Source organism: Bradyrhizobium manausense (genome assembly GCF_018129685.1).
GTDB lineage: Bacteria > Pseudomonadota > Alphaproteobacteria > Rhizobiales > Xanthobacteraceae > Bradyrhizobium > Bradyrhizobium manausense_D.
The window spans coordinates 1365260-1382369 of sequence record NZ_JAFCLG010000001.1 but is presented as its reverse complement, the minus strand read 5'-3'; the positions used below and the strand labels follow the sequence as shown (position 1 = coordinate 1382369).

General features: G+C 64.6%; 15 protein-coding genes. All 15 read left to right on the top strand.

Translation table 11 applies throughout. The annotated features are described in order from the left end of the window. Positions 1-364 precede the first annotated feature (364 nt). The 15 genes from JQ621_RS06705 (at position 365) to JQ621_RS06635 (ending at position 16770) form a co-directional block, all read left to right on the top strand. Positions 365-1027 (top strand): HAD family hydrolase, encoded by a 663-nt coding sequence (locus JQ621_RS06705; protein WP_212233586.1) that lies wholly within the window; start codon positions 365-367, stop codon positions 1025-1027. A 6-nt stretch (positions 1028-1033) separates the two neighbouring features. Continuing rightward, positions 1034-1984 carry a sugar-binding transcriptional regulator gene (locus tag JQ621_RS06700; protein WP_212233585.1) on the top strand — a complete coding sequence of 317 codons (951 nt, stop codon included), beginning with the start codon at positions 1034-1036 and terminating at the stop codon, positions 1982-1984. A 215-nt stretch (positions 1985-2199) separates the two neighbouring features. Further along, positions 2200-3510 (top strand): ABC transporter substrate-binding protein, encoded by a 1311-nt coding sequence (locus JQ621_RS06695; RefSeq protein WP_212233584.1) that lies wholly within the window; start codon positions 2200-2202, stop codon positions 3508-3510. Positions 3511-3599: 89 nt separating this feature from the next. Continuing rightward, a complete protein-coding gene (locus JQ621_RS06690) occupies positions 3600-4472 on the top strand; it encodes a carbohydrate ABC transporter permease (protein WP_212233583.1) in 873 nt (290 codons plus the stop codon). 5 nt (positions 4473-4477) lie between these two features. Beyond that, entirely contained in the window at positions 4478-5308 is an 831-nt protein-coding gene (locus tag JQ621_RS06685; protein WP_212233582.1) for a carbohydrate ABC transporter permease, read from the top strand. A 15-nt stretch (positions 5309-5323) separates the two neighbouring features. Further along, positions 5324-6331, top strand: a complete 1008-nt coding sequence (locus JQ621_RS06680) for an ABC transporter ATP-binding protein (protein WP_212233581.1) — start codon at positions 5324-5326, stop codon at positions 6329-6331. 20 nt (positions 6332-6351) lie between these two features. Then, positions 6352-7125 (top strand): SDR family NAD(P)-dependent oxidoreductase, encoded by a 774-nt coding sequence (locus JQ621_RS06675; protein ID WP_212233580.1) that lies wholly within the window; start codon positions 6352-6354, stop codon positions 7123-7125. Positions 7126-7163: 38 nt separating this feature from the next. Further along, positions 7164-8810 carry an FGGY-family carbohydrate kinase gene (locus tag JQ621_RS06670; RefSeq protein WP_212233579.1) on the top strand — a complete coding sequence of 549 codons (1647 nt, stop codon included), beginning with the start codon at positions 7164-7166 and terminating at the stop codon, positions 8808-8810. Between the two features lie 5 nt (positions 8811-8815). Continuing rightward, the gene (locus JQ621_RS06665) at positions 8816-9751 is read left to right on the top strand and encodes a carbohydrate kinase family protein (protein WP_212233578.1); all 936 of its coding nucleotides are present in this window, start codon (positions 8816-8818) and stop codon (positions 9749-9751) included. A gap of 112 nt (positions 9752-9863) precedes the next feature. Beyond that, positions 9864-11285 carry an amidase gene (locus tag JQ621_RS06660; protein WP_212233577.1) on the top strand — a complete coding sequence of 474 codons (1422 nt, stop codon included), beginning with the start codon at positions 9864-9866 and terminating at the stop codon, positions 11283-11285. Between the two features lie 84 nt (positions 11286-11369). Then, complete coding sequence (locus JQ621_RS06655) at positions 11370-12320, top strand: ABC transporter permease (protein WP_212233576.1); 951 nt, start codon at positions 11370-11372, stop codon at positions 12318-12320. Beyond that, positions 12317-13210, top strand: a complete 894-nt coding sequence (locus JQ621_RS06650) for an ABC transporter permease (RefSeq protein ID WP_212233575.1) — start codon at positions 12317-12319, stop codon at positions 13208-13210. The genes JQ621_RS06655 and JQ621_RS06650 overlap by 4 nt, the downstream gene beginning before the upstream one ends. 2 nt (positions 13211-13212) lie before the next feature. Further along, positions 13213-14220, top strand: coding sequence for an ABC transporter ATP-binding protein (locus tag JQ621_RS06645; protein WP_212233574.1), 1008 nt, complete (start codon positions 13213-13215; stop codon positions 14218-14220). Further along, positions 14217-15221 (top strand): ABC transporter ATP-binding protein, encoded by a 1005-nt coding sequence (locus JQ621_RS06640; protein ID WP_212233573.1) that lies wholly within the window; start codon positions 14217-14219, stop codon positions 15219-15221. Before JQ621_RS06645 ends, JQ621_RS06640 begins: the two co-directional genes overlap by 4 nt. A gap of 55 nt (positions 15222-15276) precedes the next feature. Next, a complete protein-coding gene (locus JQ621_RS06635) occupies positions 15277-16770 on the top strand; it encodes an ABC transporter substrate-binding protein (RefSeq protein WP_212233572.1) in 1494 nt (497 codons plus the stop codon). Positions 16771-17110: the final 340 nt, after the last annotated feature.

Genomic DNA, 17110 nt, shown 5'->3' with positions numbered 1-17110 from the left:
GTCGGCATCGCCTCCGTGCCAATGCCTCGCCTTGACCACGATTTTGGCTATAGATCCAAAAGTGCCGAACAGCGCGCGGGCAGGGCAGCACCAGTGGCGGCTCAAATCCATGAGATGACGGACGACGAGTATGAGGTGCGGCTTCGCATCCTCGTGCGCATTGTTTCCGTCTGCACCCTTGGACTCATCTCCTTCGCGGCGGGCTTGCTGATCGGAGCCTTTGTGCTTTTTTGACGCGGGCGCCGCCGCCAGCCGGCGATGTCAACCGCGGCCGGCAGCTTCTTCAAACCTGCAATGAAGGCCGCGCCCGCGCGTTGAGGCCTGAGCTATTGCTCAGCATCTGGGTATATGATCGAATAACCGGATGGACCAGGACAGGCCAAAACCCGATCTGATCGTCTTCGATTGCGACGGCGTGCTCGTTGACAGCGAGCTGCTGAGCTGTCGCTGCCTGTCGGAAGTGCTGGCGCAGTTTGGCGTTCAGCTCACCGTAGAGCGGGCGCTCGAGCTCTTCCTTGGACGCAGCGCGAAGGCGGTCGAGGAGCACTATCGCGATCTTGGACAGGTCCTGCCTCAGGATTTCCTGCCGTGCCTGAAGGCGCGCGTGCTCGAGACGTTTGCCGGGGCACTCCAGCCGATCCCTGGCGTCGGCCTGGTGCTGTCCGAATTGAAAACGCCGTGCTGCGTCGCATCGTCGAGCGACCTCGACCGCGTCTCGCTGTCGCTTGATGTGACCGGCCTCGCTCGGCATTTCGGTGACCGGCTCTACACCGCGCAGATGGTCAGGCACGGCAAGCCGGCGCCGGATCTCTTTCTTCACGCAGCCGCGAAGATGCTGGCCGATCCCGCCCGTACGCTCGTGATCGAAGACAGCGTCAGCGGTGTGCGGGCAGGCAAGGCGGCGGGGATGACGGTCTGGGGATTTGTCGGCGGTGGCCATTACCGCGACCGCGATGGCCGCGCTATATTGTCGGCGGCCGGAGCCGATCGGGTCTTCGGGCGGATGAGCGATTTCTGGGAGGCGTGAGGCCGCATGGCCGCCGAGAACGAAAAATCGAGGCTCGACGACGCCGCCCGCGCCGGCTGGCTCTATTTCATTGCCGGTCACACCCAGGACGAGATCGCAAAGATGCTCCAGGTGTCGCGTGCCTCGGCGCAGCGGCTGGTATCGCTGTGTCTCGCCGAGCGGCTGATCACGTTCCGGCTCGAACATCCGATTGCCGCCTGCATGGAACTGGCCGCACGGTTGAAGGAGCGGTTTGACCTCAGCCATTGCGAGGTGGTGCCGGCTGATCCTGCGGCGCCGCAGGCAACTGCTGGTATCGCAGAGCGCTGCGCCAATCTGCTGGACGCGACGCTCCGCTCGGAGACGCCTGTGATCGTCGCGCTCGGCACGGGGCGAGCGGTGCGCGCCGCCGTCGAACGCGTCACGCCGATCGACCGGCCCAACCATCAGATCGTCTCGCTGGTCGGCAACATCTCCGCCGACGGCTCGGCGAGCTTCTACGACACCGTCGGCCGGCTCGCGGACCGCACCGGCGCGCGGCATTATCCGATGCCGCTGCCCTTTCTGATGTCGTCGGAGGACGAGCGCAACAAGATGGTGCGGATCGAGCCGATCGCAAAGGTGAAAGCGGTCGCGGCCAAGGCCGATTTGCGCCTCGTCGGCATTGGCCAGATGGACCAGAGGGCGCAGGTCCATATCGACGGCTTCGTTACGCGCGACGAATTGTTCGAGATGATGCGGCAGGGCGCCATCGGCGAGATCACCGGCTGGGCCTATGATTCCAAGGGCCGCTTGCTCAAGGCCGGCACCAACAAGCGCCTCACCAGCATTCCGCCGGAGGTGCCGGCCAAGGCCACGACCATCGGTGCCGCAATCGGTGCGGCCAAGGTGGCCGCGATCGCGGCCGCGCTGAACGGGCGCCTGATCAACGGTTTGATCACGGACGAGGCCACTGCAAGGGCGATCCTGGAGCGGTAGGGCCGCCAGGCTCGACGTCGTCATGCCCGGGCTCGTCCAGGACAAGCCCGGGCATGACGACGTTCGTCCGTGCTGAGCTCTTTCATCTTTCCCGCACCGCAGCACTCATAAGTTGCCGAAACACCCTCACGCCTGCTTGACAAGCGCGACACCTCAGTCGAACATACGCCCAACGCGTGGGCATATGCTCAAAACGCGAGTTGAGGGAGGACACCGTGAAACACATTCTGGGCGCCGTCTGCGGCGCGTCCGTACTGCTTGCCGTCCCCGCGATGGCGGAAACGACCCTGACGATCGCCACCGTCAACAATGGCGACATGATCCGCATGCAGGGGCTGACCAGCGAATTCACCAAGGCGAACCCCGACATTTCAGTGAAATGGGTGACGCTGGAGGAGAACGTGCTGCGCCAGCGCGTCACCACCGACATCGCCACCAAGGGCGGCCAGTTCGACGTGCTGACCATCGGCACCTACGAGGTGCCGATCTGGGCCAAGAAGGGCTGGCTGTTGCCGCTCGCCAATCTCGGCGCCGATTACGACGTCGCCGACCTCCTGCCGAAGATCAAGGACGCGGTTTCCGCAGACGGCAAGCTCTACGCTGCGCCGTTCTACGGCGAGAGCTCGATGGTGATGTACCGCACCGATCTGTTCGACAAGGCCGGCCTGAAGATGCCGGAAAAGCCGACCTGGGATTTCGTCATCGACGCCGCCAAGAAGATCACTGACAAGAACGGTGGCGTCTACGGCATCTGCCTGCGCGGCAAGGCCGGCTGGGGCGAGAACATGGCGTTCCTTTCGGCGATGGCTAATTCCTACGGCGCGCGCTGGTTCGACGAGAAGTGGGAGCCGCAGTTCAACACGCCGGAATGGAAGACGACGCTCACGACCTACGTCAATTTGATGAAGGATGCCGGACCTCCCGGCGCGAGCTCGAACGGTTTCAATGAAAACCTGGCGCTGTTCGACGCCGGCAAGTGCGGCATGTGGATCGACGCGACGGTCGCGGCGTCCTTTGTCACCAACCCGAAGGACTCCAAGGTCGCCGACAAGGTCGGCTTTGCGCTCGCGCCCAACACCGGCCTTGGCAAGAATGCCAACTGGCTGTGGGCCTGGAACCTCGCGATTCCCGCGGGCTCGAAGAAGACTGAGGCTGCCGAGAAGTTCATCGCCTGGGCGACCAGCAAGGACTACACCAAGCTTGTGGCCTCGAAGGAGGGCTGGGCCAACGTGCCTCCGGGCACGCGCACCTCGCTCTACACCAATCCTGAATACCTGAAGGCCGCGCCCTTCGCGAAGATGACCCTGGCCTCGATCGACGCAGCCGATCCGAACAAGCCGACCGTGAAGCCGGTGCCTTATGTTGGCGTGCAATATGCCGCGATCCCCGAATTCCAGGGCATCGGCACCCAAGTCGGGCAGCAGTTCTCTGCCGCGCTTGCAGGTTCGATGACGGTCGATGCGGCGCTTGCGGCCGCGCAATCCGCCACCGAGCGCGAGATGAAGCGCGCCGGCTACATCAAGTGAACCTGAGCTCTCCCTGAGCTCAAACTCGCGGCCATCCACTCCTTGCGCGATGGATGGCCGCCTTCTTCCTCCAAACGGAGAGCGCGCGGATGGCAACCCGGCAGACGCAACTCCTTGCGCGGTCGCTCCTGGCGCCGGCCGTCGGGCTGCTCTTCATCTGGATGATCGTTCCGCTCGCGCTGACGCTCTATTTTTCGACGTTACACTACAGTCTGCTCGATCCCGGTTCTGAATCATTCGTCGGCCTCGAGAATTTCCGGTACTTCCTCACCGATCCCGCTTTCCTTGCCTCGCTTCAGAACACGCTGGTGCTGGTCGGCTCGGTGCTGGCGCTGACGATCCTGCTCGGCATTCCCCTGGCGCTGCTGATGGACCAGCCCGTGATCGGCCGCAACATCGTGCGGCTGATGGTGATCGCGCCGTTCTTCGTGATGCCGACGGTCAGCGCGCTGGTCTGGAAGAATTTGCTGATGCATCCGGTCTCCGGCCTGTTCGCGTGGCTGGCAAAACTGGTCGGGCTGACGCCAATCGACTGGTTCACGGACGCGCCGTTGCTCGCGGTCATCCTGATTGTCGCATGGCAATGGCTGCCGTTCGCGACGCTGATCCTGCTCACCGCGCTGCAATCGCTCGACGAAGAGCAGAAGGAAGCGGCAGAGATGGACGGTGCGAATGCGGTCTCGACCTTCATCTACATCACGCTGCCGCACCTCGCGCGCCCGATCACGGTGGTGATCCTGATCGAGACCATCTTCCTGCTGACCGTGTTCGCCGAGATCTTCGTCACCACCGGTGGCGGGCCGGGCCTGCAAACCACCAACATCGCCTTCCTAATCTACTCGCAAGCGTTGATCCAATTCGACGTCGGGAGTGCCTCGGCGGGCGGTCTGGTCGCGGTGGTCATCGCCAACGTCGTCGCCTTCTTCCTCGTCCGCATCGTCGGCCGCAACCTGGAAGCCTAGAAATCATGGCGCGCAAGTCAACGACGCAGCGGGTGGTGGTCTCGACGATCGGGGCATGGTTCTTCGGCTTCCTGATCTTCTTCCCGATCCTGTGGATGGTGCTGGCGAGCTTCAAGACCGAGCTTGAGGCGTTCGCCATTCCGCCGTCCTTCCTGTTCTTCCACTGGACGACGGAGAACTACGCGACCGTGCAGGAGCGCAGCGACTATCTGCTTCACGCGATGAACTCGATCATCATCGCCGGCGGCTCGACCCTGATTGCGCTCGTGATTGCAGTCCCCGCAGCCTGGTCGATGGCGTTCTCGCCGACCAAGCGCACCAAGGACATCCTGCTCTGGATGCTCTCGACCAAGATGATGCCGCCGGTGGGCGTGCTGGTGCCGATCTACCTGATCTACAAGGCCTTCGGCCTGCTCGATTCCCGCATCGGTCTTGTCTTTATCCTTTGCCTCGGCAATCTGCCGATCGTGATCTGGATGCTCTTCACGTATTTCAAGGAAATCCCGCGCGACATCCTGGAGGCCGCCCGGATGGACGGCGCCACGATCGGCCGGGAGCTCATCTATGTGCTGACGCCGATGGCGATCCCCGGGCTCGCATCGACGCTGCTGCTCAATCTGATCCTGGCCTGGAATGAGGCATTCTGGACGCTCAATCTGTCGACCTCGAACGCCGCGCCACTCACCACGTTCATCGCATCCTATTCCAGTCCGGAAGGACTGTTCTGGGCCAAATTGTCGGCCGCCTCGACGCTGGCGATTGCGCCCATTCTTGTCCTCGGTTGGTTCAGCCAGAAGCAGCTCGTGCGCGGGCTCACCTTCGGCGCGGTGAAGTAAAGGGGCAGCCGGATCATGGGTCAGATCACACTTCAGGGCGTGCAGAAATCCTTCGGTCCGGTGCACATCATCAAGGGCGCCGATCTCGACGTCGCCGACGGCTCATTTGTCGTGTTCGTCGGTCCGTCAGGCTGCGGCAAGACCACGCTGCTGCGGCTGATCGCGGGACTTGAGGACGTCACCGGCGGCGCTATCCTGATTGACGGCAAGAACGTCGTCGATACGCCGCCCGCCAAGCGCGGATTGTCGATGGTGTTCCAGTCCTATGCGCTCTATCCGCATATGAGCGTACGCGGCAATATCGGCTTCGGCCTGAAGATGGCGGGATTGCCCAAGGACGAAATCAACCGCAAGGTCGAAGCAGCGGCCGCGACGTTGAACCTCTCGCCCTATCTCGACCGCAAGCCGCGCGAGCTCTCCGGCGGCCAGCGCCAGCGTGTCGCGATCGGCCGCGCTATCGTGCGCGAGCCCAAGGGGTTTTTGTTCGACGAGCCGCTGTCCAATCTGGACGCAGCGCTGCGCGTGCAGATGCGCATCGAGGTGACGCGGCTGCAGAAGCAGCTCGGCACCACAGCGATCTACGTTACCCATGACCAGGTCGAGGCCATGACCATGGCCGACAAGATCGTCGTGCTGAACGCCGGCAAGATCGAGCAATACGGCTCGCCGCTGGAGCTTTACGAGCGGCCCGCCAATCTGTTCGTCGCCGGCTTCATCGGCTCGCCCAGGATGAATTTCGTCACCGGCGACAACGCCGCGCAACGGGGCGCCTCGACGATCGGTGTGCGGCCGGAGCATCTCAAGATCGAGCGTGAGGGGGGCGGCGGCTGGCAGGGCACGATTGCGGTCGCCGAGCATCTCGGTAGCGACACCTTCCTTTATGTCGATGCCGGGCCGCTCGGGATGCTGACCGCGCGCTACATTGGCGAACTCAGCCTGCATGCCGGCGACCGCGTGTCGCTGGTGCCGGACCCTGCGCGCATTCACCGCTTCGACCAAGGCGGGAACGCGCTTCGGAACTAACAAGACACGGGAATACGATCATGTACCTGGAAAAATTCAAGCTGAGCGGCAAGACCGCATTCATCACCGGCGGCGGGCAGGGCATTGGCTTGGCCTGCGCGGAGGCGCTGGCCGAGGCCGGCGCCAGGGTGATCATCGGCGATCGCGACAGCAAGGTTGCAGGCGACGCCAAGACCGCCCTGGGAGCCAAGGGTTTTGACATCGAGACCGCGATCATGGACGTGACCGACACCAGGCGGGTGGCGGAGGTGGCCAACGACCTCGTTGCCCGCTACGGCAAGGTCGACATCCTCGTCAACAATGCCGGTATTGCCCGCAGCGAGACGCCGGCGGAGACCGTGACCGACGAGCACTGGCTCAACGTCATCGACGTCAATCTCAATGGTACCTTCTGGTGCTGCCGCGAATTCGGCAAGCACATGCTCAACGCCGGGAGCGGCGCCATCGTCAATGTCGGCTCGATGTCCGGCTTCATCGTCAACAAGCCGCAGGAGCAGTGCTTCTACAATGCCTCCAAGGCCGGCGTGCACCATCTGACCAAGTCGCTCGCTGCCGAATGGGCCGCGCGCGGCATCCGCGTCAACGCGGTAGCGCCGACCTATATCGATACGCCGCTCAATGCTTTCGTGAAAAGCACCCCTAAAATGTACGACGCCTGGATCGGTGGAACTCCGATGGGACGGATGGGGCAGGTCGAGGAGATCGCCTCGGTCGTCCTGTTCCTGGCCTCCGAAGCGGCGAGCCTGATGACCGGCAGCATCGTGCTGGTGGATGGCGGCTACACTTGCTGGTAGGCTTGCGTCAAAACTGACGGAAGCGACCGGGAGCGACAATGCCGCGAGCGTATATCGGCGTCGATGTAGGGACCACGAGCACGCGGGCAGGGGTGTTTGACGAGGCGGGCAGGCTGCTCGCGACCGCCAAACATCCGATCCGGATCTGGCAAGAAGCCGGCGACATCGTCGAGCAGTCGTCGGAGGATATCTGGCAGGCCTGCGTCAAGTCGGTCAGGGCGGCGATGGCGGAAGCTGCGATTGCGCCCGACAGCGTCGGCGGCATCGGGTTTGATGCGACCTGTTCCCTGGTGGTGCTCGACCGCCACGGTGAGCCGGTCACGGTCAGCGCCTCCGGCGACAGGCAGCGCAACGTCATCGTCTGGATGGATCACCGCGCCATTGCCGAAGCGCGGCTGATCAACGAGACCGCGGACGATGTGCTGCGCTATGTCGGTGGCTCGATCTCGCCCGAGATGCAGATGCCGAAACTCCTTTGGCTAAAGCGGCATCTGCGCGCGAGCTTCGATGCCGCCGGGCATTTTTTCGACCTGGCAGATTATCTGACCTGGCGCGCGACCGGATCGCTCCAGCGTTCGACCTGCACCGTCACCTGCAAATGGAACTACCTCGCGCATGATGGTGGCGGCTGGAGTGCGCAATATTTCAAGCGCATCGGCCTCTCTGACCTTGTCAACGAGAAATACGCCCGTATCGGCACCGAGATCGTCGCCCCCGGCACGCGGCTCGGCGCCGGCCTCACCCGCGCCGCCGCAGCCGATCTCGCTCTGTCGCCGGGCACGCCGGTCGGAGCCTCCCTGATCGATGCGCATGCCGGCGGCATCGGCGCGATCGGCGGGCGCGACGAAGCGGGCGGAACGACTGATGTCACCGATCGCCTCGCCTACATCATGGGAACGTCGGCCTGCATCATGGCGACGACGAAGGAGCCTTGCTTCGTGCCCGGCGTCTGGGGCCCTTATTATTCCGGCATGGTGCCGAACTTCTGGCTCAACGAAGGTGGCCAGTCGGCCGCGGGGGCGGCGATCGACCACCTTCTCAAGTCGCATCCCGGCCACGCGGAAGCGAACGCGGTGGCGCGCAGTGAGGGCGTCGACCTCATCGAGTTTCTCGAACGCCGCATTATCGCACGCGCAGGCGATGCCAGCCGCGCCGCGCTGCTCGCCCGCGATGTTCACGTGCTCCCTGAATTCATCGGCAATCGCTCGCCCTATGCCGATCCCGACACGCGCGCGGTGATCGCGGGCCTCGATCTCGACACTGACGTCAGTTCGATGGAGAGGCTGTTCATTGCAGGCCTCTGCGGGCTGGCCTATGGCTTCGTCGAGGTGATCGAGGCCTTTGCCGCGCACGGCGTGCACGCAGGCATCATGATCATGGGCGGCGGCGCGAGCCGCAGCCCCCTGGTGCGGCAGATCATGGCTGATACGACCGGTCTTACCGTAGCGCTGCCGCAGACCAAGGAGCCAGTGCTGCTCGGCGGGGCGATGCTGGGCGCGGTCGCCGGCGGGGCCTATGCCTCGATCGGCGAGACCATGGCCAAGATGTCGGCGCTCGGACGCAGGAGCGAGCCGACCGCGCCCGACGTGGCGGCGTTTCACACCAGCAAGCGCAAGGTGTACAAGCTGCTGCGTGAGGTCGATCGCGGCAGCCGTGCGGCGATGCGCGACATCGTCAAGGGTTGAGGGCCATGCTGATTTCCTGCGGCGACGCGCTGATCGATTTCGTCCCGACGCGAAGTGCTGCGGGACGCGAGGCCGTGATGCCGGCGGTGGGCGGCTCCTGTCTCAACGTCGCGATCGGCATTGCCCGGCTCGGCGCGCCGACCGGTTTTGTCGGTGGCATCTCGACCGATCTGTTCGGACGTATGATCGCAGATCACGCCGCCGCATCGAATGTCGTGCTCGATCTTGCCACGCGCAGCGATCATCAAACGACGCTCGCCTTCGTCCGCATTGTCGCCGGCGAGTCGCACTACGCCTTCTATGACGCCGAGACCGCGACGCGGAATTGGACTTTTCGGCGTGGGACCATTCCGTTCAAAAATGTCGAAGCCATCCATGTCGGTTCAACCACACTCGTCAACGATCAAGGAGCCGCGGAGACCAAGGCGCTGATCGCGGATGCGCAGGCGTTGTCGACCATCTCCTTCGATCCGAACTGCCGCCCCAATCTGGTCAAGGACAAGCCGGCTTATCTGGCGCGCATGGGCGAGTTCGCCGCCAGTGCCGATCTCATCAAGATGTCGGATATCGACTTCGCCTATCTCTTCGGGGAGGAGCCGTATCAGCAGCGCGCGAGTGCGCTGCTGGGGCAGGGCGCGAGCCTCGTCGCGATTACCCGCGGCAACAACGGTGCCGTCGCCTGGCATGCAAGGGCCGGTGAGATCGAGGTCGAGGCGCCGAAGATCGAGGTCGCCGATACGATCGGTGCCGGCGACAGCTTTCAGGCCGCATTGCTGTTCGCCTTGCACAAGCAAGGCCGTCTCGCCCCATCGCGACTCAAGGACATCAGCACTGACGAGCTCCGGCGCGCGCTGTCCTTTGCCGCCAATTGCGCCGGCCTGACCTGCACCCGCCCCGGCGCCGATCCGCCCTGGAGTCACGAGATCAGCTGGAGCTGGTAAGGCGGCACGGCTTCCGCGATGTTCCGGTGGAGTGCGGCCATGCTCCAGCCGAAATGGACAGGGTGGGTTTGCGCTGGCAAGGTCCCGCGCAACCTGACGCGAGCCTGTCACAATGAGCGACGATCTCTGTTTCCTCACCGCCACCGCTCTGCGCGAGCGCATCGCCAGCAAGAAGGTCTCGCCCGTCGAGGTCACGCGCGCTGTACTCGCGCGCGCCGAGGCGCTCCAGCCCAGGCTGAACTGCTTCATCACGATTTGCGGCGACGAGGCGCTTGCAGAGGCGCGCGAGGCCGAGCGCAAGGTGATGGCGGGTGAACCGCTTGGCCTGCTGCACGGCATCCCCGTCACCGTCAAGGACATCGTCAACACCAAGGGCGTGAAGACCACCTTCGGCGCCGTGCCTTACAAGGACAACGTGCCGACGGATGACGCGGTCGCGGTTGCAAAACTGAGGGCGGAAGGCGCGATCCTGATCGGCAAGACAACGACGCCGGAGTTCGGCAGCAAGTGCCTGACCGACTCGCCTCTGTTCGGCCGCACCCGCAACGCCTGGAGCGCGGAGCGCTCCTCCGGCGGCTCCAGCGGCGGCGCCGCTGTGGCGGTGGCGAGCGGCATTGCGCCCCTCGCAATCGCCACCGATGGCGGCGGCTCGACGCGGATTCCCGCCGCCTGTAACGGCGTGGTCGGATTGAAGCAGAGCAACGGCGTGATCGCGCATAGCCAAGCGCTGGATGCGTTCGGCAATCAGACCTATGTGACGCCGACCACGCGCACCGTGGCCGACACCGCGCTGATGATGCAGGCGATGTCAGGCGAGGATTCCTGCGATCCCTGGTCGATCGGCGTTCCCGTGCCCGATTTCATCGGCACCGCCGCCCCGCGCGGCGATCTGCGCGGGCAAAGGGTTCTGTTCTGCGCCTCTCCGCCTGGACGGCCAGTGTCATCAGACGTCGCGGGGGCCTTCAATGCCAGCCTCGACCGGCTCGCGGATCTGGGTGCCGAGCTCGAGGAATTCCCCGGCGAGGGTTACGACGTCGAGCCGATCTGGCGGGCCATCAACCACACCGTCTGGCGCTCGCGCTTTTCGAAGCTGGTGGCGGAGCATGGGGATGCCCTGAGCGAGGCCTTCGTCAAGCAGATCGCGCTGGCGACCAATGTCAGCGGCGTGGACTACCAGGAGGCGATGTTCGCGCGCACGGCGCTGTTCCGTCGCGTGCAATCCCTGCTTGCGCGCGGGCACCTGCTGGCAATGCCGACCATCACCCGCACCGCGCTGCCGATCGAGCAGGACCTGTTCGGCAGGATCGAGATCGACGGCCAGCAATTCGACAGCGTCCGGCCGCACTGGTTCCCCTGGACCATGCCGTTCAACATGACCGGTCATCCCGCGATCAGCCTGCCCTGCGGCTTCGGCCGCGACGGACTGCCCATCGGGCTCCAACTCGTTGGCCGCTTCCGGGCCGACGCCGAATTGCTGCGCGTCAGCGCGCTGTTCGAGGCCTCGCACGACCTTCTCACCCGCCGGCCGGAATGACGGCATGCATCGGCCGCAAAGGGCTTGCGTCCGGCGTCCGGACATGTTGATCGTGCCGCCGATGAGCCCTGACCCTGATCACGCATGAGCGTATTTGTCCTCCGACGTGTCCTGACATTGCTGGCGACGCTGGTCGGCGCCTCCGTGATCATTTTCCTGGTGCTGGATGCGTTGCCGGGCAATGCCGCCCAGATGCTGATGGGTGCCGATGCGTCGGCCGACGCGGTCCGCGCGCTCACGGTCAAGCTCGGGCTCGATCAGCCGCTTGCGGTCCGCTACCTGCAATGGATCAAGGGTCTCGTCGTCGGGGATCTCGGCAATTCCTATGTCTACGGCACGCCGGTCGCGGGACTGATCGCCGAGCGGCTGGTGCTGACCATTCCGCTCGCGATCATGTCGATGCTGATCACGGTGGTTCTGGCGCTCTCGGCCGGAATCTATACCGCGGCCAATCACAACAAGCTCGGCGACGTCGGCGTGATGTCATTGACCCAGATCGGCATCGCGCTGCCGAACTTCTGGTTCGCCATCCTCCTGGTGCTGCTGTTTGCGGTGCGGTTGCAATGGCTCTCCGCGGGCGGCTTCGCCGGCTGGGACGACGGCATCTGGCTTGGTGTCAAGTCGCTGCTGCTGCCGTCGATCTCGCTTGCCGTGGTGCAGGCCGCGATTCTCGCCCGCGTCACGCGCTCGGCCGTGCTTGAAGTGCTGCGCGAGGATTTTGTGCGCACCGCGCGCGCGAAGGGGCTCGGCAAGCGCGAGGTATTGTGGAGCCACGTGCTGCGCAATGCCATGATCCCCGTCATGACGGTGATGGGCCTGCAATTCGCCAACCTGCTCGCCGGCACCATTGTGATCGAAAATGTGTTCTACCTGCCGGGCCTCGGCCGCCTCATCTTCCAGTCGATTGCGAACCGCGACCTGATCGTGGTGCGCAATTGCGTGATGCTTCTTGCCGCCATGGTGGTCATCGTCAATTTCGTGGTTGACGTGCTCTATGCCTTCATCGATCCCCGCATCAAGGTGCACGACCTGTGAGCGCACAGCTTTCCACGCCGGTTGACGCGTCGGTCGCAACGCGCCCCTTGCCGGCAAAGACCTTCTGGAGTCGCGCGCTGCGCCATCGCAGCTTCGTGCTGGGCGGCGTGCTCAGCCTGCTGGTGGTCGTCTCGGCGCTGCTGTCGCTGGTGTGGACGCCGTGGTCTCCTTACGAGATCGACATCGCCTCGAAGCTCCGGCCGCCCTCGGCGGCACACTGGCTCGGCACCGACTCCTTCGGGCGCGACATCGTCTCGCTGCTGCTCGCGGGTGCGCGCTCCACCATCCTCGTCGGCGTCATCGCGGTCGGCATCGGTCTCACCTTCGGCGTCTGCCTCGGCCTGATCGCTTCGGCCAAGCGCGGCTGGACCGAAGAGATCATCATGCGCTTCTCCGACTTCGCATTCGCCTTTCCTGCCGTGCTTTCGGCGATCATGCTCGCCGCGGTCGCGGGACCCGGCATGGTGACCTCGATCATCGCGATCGGCATCTTCCAGATTCCGACCTTGATCCGGCTGACGCGCGGTTCGGCCAATGCGATCTGGGCGCGTGAATTCGTGCTGGCGGCGCGCGCCTCGGGAAAGGGCGCTTTCCGCATCACCATCGAACACGTCTTGCCGAACATCCTGTCGATCCTGATCGTGCAGGCGACCATCCAGTTTGCGCTGGCGATCCTCGCCGAAGCGGCGCTGTCTTATCTCGGCCTCGGCACGCAGCCGCCGCAACCGTCCTGGGGCCGCATGCTGAACGATGCGCAGACCATGCTGTTCCAGTCGCCGATGCTCGCGGTCTATCCCGGCGCTGCAATCGCGATCGCCGTGCTCGGCCTCAATCTTCTTGGTGATGGATTGCGCGATTTGCTCGATCCGCGACTGGCACGGGAGCGGTGACAATGGCTGATCCCGCCCCCCTGATCGAGGTCGACAATCTCGGCGTCCGCCTCAATACCAGCCGCGGTCCGGCGCAGGCGGTGCGCGGAGTGAGCTTTGCGCTGAAGCGCGGCGAGACGCTTGGGCTCGTCGGTGAATCCGGCTGCGGCAAGTCGGTCACGGCGTTGTCGTTGATGGGGCTGTTGCCGGATAGTGCTGTTATCACCGGCAGCATCAAGCTTGATGGGAGCGAGCTCGCGCGGCTTGCCGATGCCGATTATTGCAAGCTGCGCGGCAACCGGATCAGCATGATCTTCCAGGAGCCGATGACGGCGCTGAACCCGATGCACACGATCGGCCACCAGGTCGCCGAGCCGTTGCGGCGTCACAAGAAATATTCCGCCGCGCAGGCGCGCAGAGAGGCGATTGCGTTGCTCGACCGCGTCGGACTGCCCGATCCCGCCAGGCGCATAGATGCCTATCCGCATCAATTCTCCGGCGGCCAGCGCCAGCGTGTCACGATTGCGATGGCGCTTGCCTGCGAGCCCGATCTGTTGATCGCCGACGAGCCGACCACCGCGCTCGACGTCACCATTCAGGGCCAGATCCTCGATCTCATCGCCGACCTCGTCGAGGAGCGTGGCATGTCGATGATCCTGATCTCGCATGATCTCGGTGTCATCGCCGAGAACGTGCAGCGCATGATGGTGATGTATGGCGGCACCGTCGTCGAGAGCGGGCCGACCGACGAGGTGTTCCGCCGCATGGGCCATCCCTATACGCAAGGCCTGTTCCGCGCCCGCCCAAAGCTCGGCGCGCGCAAGGGGACGCGGCTGACGACGATTGCGGGCACGGTGCCGGAGCTCGCCGATCTGCCGGCGGGATGCGCCTTTGGTGAGCGTTGTCCGCTGGTCCAGGACAAGTGCCGCGCCGCGCTGCCGCCGATGGTCGAGGTCGGCCCCAAGCATGGCGTGCGCTGCGTGCGCACCGATGTCTCGATGGCCGCGAATGTCGGGGCGCTGTCCGCATGACCGCAGCACCTCTTCTCGACGTCAAGGATCTCGAGCAGCGCTACACGCTGCCGCGCGAAAGCCTGTTCCGTCCGCCCGGACAGGTGCGCGCGCTCAACGGCGTCAGCGTGCAGGTCGAGGCCGGCCGCAGCCTCGGCATCGTCGGCGAATCCGGCTCCGGCAAATCCACCTTCGCGCGGGTGGTGATGGCGCTGGAGCGACCGACGGCGGGTCAGGTCGCGATGCTCGGCCGCGACCTCAACCGCATCTCGCCGGACGAATTGCGCCGCGCGCGGCGGGATTTCCAGATGGTGTTCCAGGATCCCTATGGCTCACTCGATCCGCGTCAGACCATCGCGCGTATCGTCGCCGAGCCGCTCACCGTGCTTGATGACGCCGACCGCACCACGTTCCGCGCCCGTGTCGCGACGGTGCTGAAGCAGGTCGGCTTGCGCGAGGCGGACATGGACAAATATCCGCACGAGTTTTCCGGGGGCCAGCGCCAGCGCATCGCGATCGCGCGCGCGCTGATTACCCAGCCGAAGCTGATCGTCGCGGACGAACCCGTCTCCGCGCTCGACGTCTCGGTGCAGGCGCAGGTGCTCAATCTGATGCAGGATCTGCAGGAGCAGTTCGGCCTGAGCTACGTCCTGATCAGCCACGACCTCGCCGTTGTCGATTACCTCTGTGACGAGGTCGCGGTGATGTATCTCGGCCGGGTGGTCGAGCAGGGACGGCCGGAGGATCTGTTCGAGCACTGCGCCCATCCCTATACGCGGGCGCTGCTGGACGCCGTGCCGAGGGCGCGCGCCGGCGGCGGCCGGCGACGGCGCGGGGCCCAGGCGATCGCCTCGCAATCGGCGGCTGCGACCGGATGCCCCTATGTGGCGCGCTGTCCGCTCGCCGACCAGCATTGCCGCGAGGTTCCGCCCTTGCTACGCAGGGTGGGCGAGGGCCATCTCGCCGCCTGCCACAAGGCGGAGGCCGTGATGGCATTGCCGCAGGCGGGCATGGAAGGTTAGTGTCGGCCATGGGAATGGCGTAGTCTTGAAAGACGGAAGGCCGGGGAGTTTGGGCATGTTCAAGAAGCTATCGATCGTCGCTTTTGCCGCGGCATTGGCCGCGGCGCCGCTGCCGGTGCTGGCGCAGAGCAAGAAGGACAGCGTCGTCATGGGCATGACGCTGGAGCCGCCGGGGCTCGATCCCACCAACGCCGCCGCCGCTGCGATCGCCGAGGTCACGCTCTACAACATCTATGAGACCCTGACCAAGATCAACGAGGACGGCTCGACTTCGCCCCTGCTGGCCGAGAGCTGGACCGCGTCGCCCGACCTGAAGACGTATACGTTCAAGCTGCGCAAGGGCGTCAAATTCCAGAACGGCGAGGCCTTTGATTCCGCCGCGGTGAAATTCTCGTTCGAGCGCAACGCGGCCGCGAACAGCACCAACAAGGACAAGAGCCTGTTCCAGAGCTTCGAGTCCGTCGCCGCGCCCGATGCCGACACGGTCGTGATCACCTTGAAGAATTCCGAGCCGAACCTGCCGTTCCTGCTGGGACAGGCCAGCGGCTCGATCGTCGAGCCGAAGAGTGCTGCGACCAACGTGACGCAGCCGGTCGGCACCGGGCCGTATCAGCTTGGCGCCTGGGTCAAGGGCTCCTCGCTCACGCTGAACAAATGGGCCGACTATCGCAACGCGTCTGCGATCAAGCTGTCCAAGGTGACGATCCGCTTCATCTCCGATCCCGCCGCGCAGGCCGCGGCGCTGCTGTCAAACGACGTCGACGCATTTCCGCGCATCGCAACCCGCGTCGTTGCCCAGTTCAAGGCCGATCCGCGCTTTGCCGTTCTGATCGGCGGCTCCAAGGCCAAGACCATCGTGGCCATCAACGAAAAGAAGAAGCCGCTTGACGACGTCAGGGTGCGCCGCGCGATCCTCGCCGCCATCGACCGCAAGGCGATGATCGACGGCGCGGTCGAAGGTTTCGGCACGCCGATCGGCAGCTTCTACACGCCGGGCTCGCTCGGCTATGTCGACACCACCGGTGTCAATCCCTACGACCCCGAGAAGGCGAAGAAGCTGCTGGCGGAGGCGGGCGTCACGACGCCGCTCGAGCTCAGCCTGAAGCTGCCGCCGCCGCCCTACGCGCGGCAGGGCGGCGAGATCCTCGCGGCCCAGCTCGCCAAGGTCGGCATTACCGCCAAGATCGAGAACGTCGAATGGGCGCAATGGCTGTCGCAGGTGTTCGCACCCAACGGTCCGCACAATTTCGACCTCACCATCGTGTCCCATGTCGAGCCGTTCGACCTCGTCAAGATCACCGAACCGGACTACTACCTCGGTTACAACAACGAGGCGTTCAACGCGCTCTACAAGCAGATCGTCTCGACGCCTGACGAGGCCGGCCGCGCCAAGCTGCTCGGCGATGCCCAGAAGATGCTGGCGACCGACGCGGTGGCCGGATTCCTGTTCCAGCCGCAATGGCCGACGGTCATCAACAAGAAGCTGAAGGGTGTCTGGAAGGAAGTCCCGCAGTTCGAGAACGACTTCTCGGCCTGGTCCTGGGAATAGGGCGCGGCATCGTCGCCAAGTCGAAACGACCGCTTCGGCAATGGCCTCTTCCCGCCGGGGAGAGGCCATTGGTTTGGCTGGATCGAAACAGGAGCCGAAAAAACAACCCCATGCACAGTAGCGACGGGATTGAAAGGCTCGAATAAATTTCGGTCTTGCCGAAATCGCTTTGCTCCGTCGGGCAAAACACCGGCATAATGGCATCATCGAAGAAGGCCGCGCCCGCTTTGGTGCGAGGCATCCCTTCCACTGATCCCCGACGCTGAACGTCCGGAACCTCATGCGTCGGCCCGGCGCAGGATCGCAGCTTGCCGTGCAACGCGACCTCCGGCTCATGCAT

Excerpts from the sequence above, each read along its gene's own strand:
- JQ621_RS06660 (WP_212233577.1), top strand. The coding sequence starts at position 9,864 with ATGAGCGACGATCTCTGTTTCCTCACCGCCACCGCTCTGCGCGAGCGC.
- JQ621_RS06700 (WP_212233585.1), top strand. The coding sequence starts at position 1,034 with ATGGCCGCCGAGAACGAAAAATCGAGGCTCGACGACGCCGCCCGCGCC.
- JQ621_RS06665 (WP_212233578.1), top strand. The coding sequence starts at position 8,816 with ATGCTGATTTCCTGCGGCGACGCGCTGATCGATTTCGTCCCGACGCGA.
- JQ621_RS06670 (WP_212233579.1), top strand. The coding sequence starts at position 7,164 with ATGCCGCGAGCGTATATCGGCGTCGATGTAGGGACCACGAGCACGCGG.
- JQ621_RS06675 (WP_212233580.1), top strand. The coding sequence starts at position 6,352 with ATGTACCTGGAAAAATTCAAGCTGAGCGGCAAGACCGCATTCATCACC.
- JQ621_RS06645 (WP_212233574.1), top strand. The coding sequence starts at position 13,213 with ATGGCTGATCCCGCCCCCCTGATCGAGGTCGACAATCTCGGCGTCCGC.
- JQ621_RS06705 (WP_212233586.1), top strand. The coding sequence starts at position 365 with ATGGACCAGGACAGGCCAAAACCCGATCTGATCGTCTTCGATTGCGAC.
- JQ621_RS06690 (WP_212233583.1), top strand. The coding sequence starts at position 3,600 with ATGGCAACCCGGCAGACGCAACTCCTTGCGCGGTCGCTCCTGGCGCCG.
- JQ621_RS06635 (WP_212233572.1), top strand. The coding sequence starts at position 15,277 with ATGTTCAAGAAGCTATCGATCGTCGCTTTTGCCGCGGCATTGGCCGCG.
- JQ621_RS06680 (WP_212233581.1), top strand. The coding sequence starts at position 5,324 with ATGGGTCAGATCACACTTCAGGGCGTGCAGAAATCCTTCGGTCCGGTG.
- JQ621_RS06685 (WP_212233582.1), top strand. The coding sequence starts at position 4,478 with ATGGCGCGCAAGTCAACGACGCAGCGGGTGGTGGTCTCGACGATCGGG.
- JQ621_RS06640 (WP_212233573.1), top strand. The coding sequence starts at position 14,217 with ATGACCGCAGCACCTCTTCTCGACGTCAAGGATCTCGAGCAGCGCTAC.
- JQ621_RS06655 (WP_212233576.1), top strand. The coding sequence starts at position 11,370 with ATGAGCGTATTTGTCCTCCGACGTGTCCTGACATTGCTGGCGACGCTG.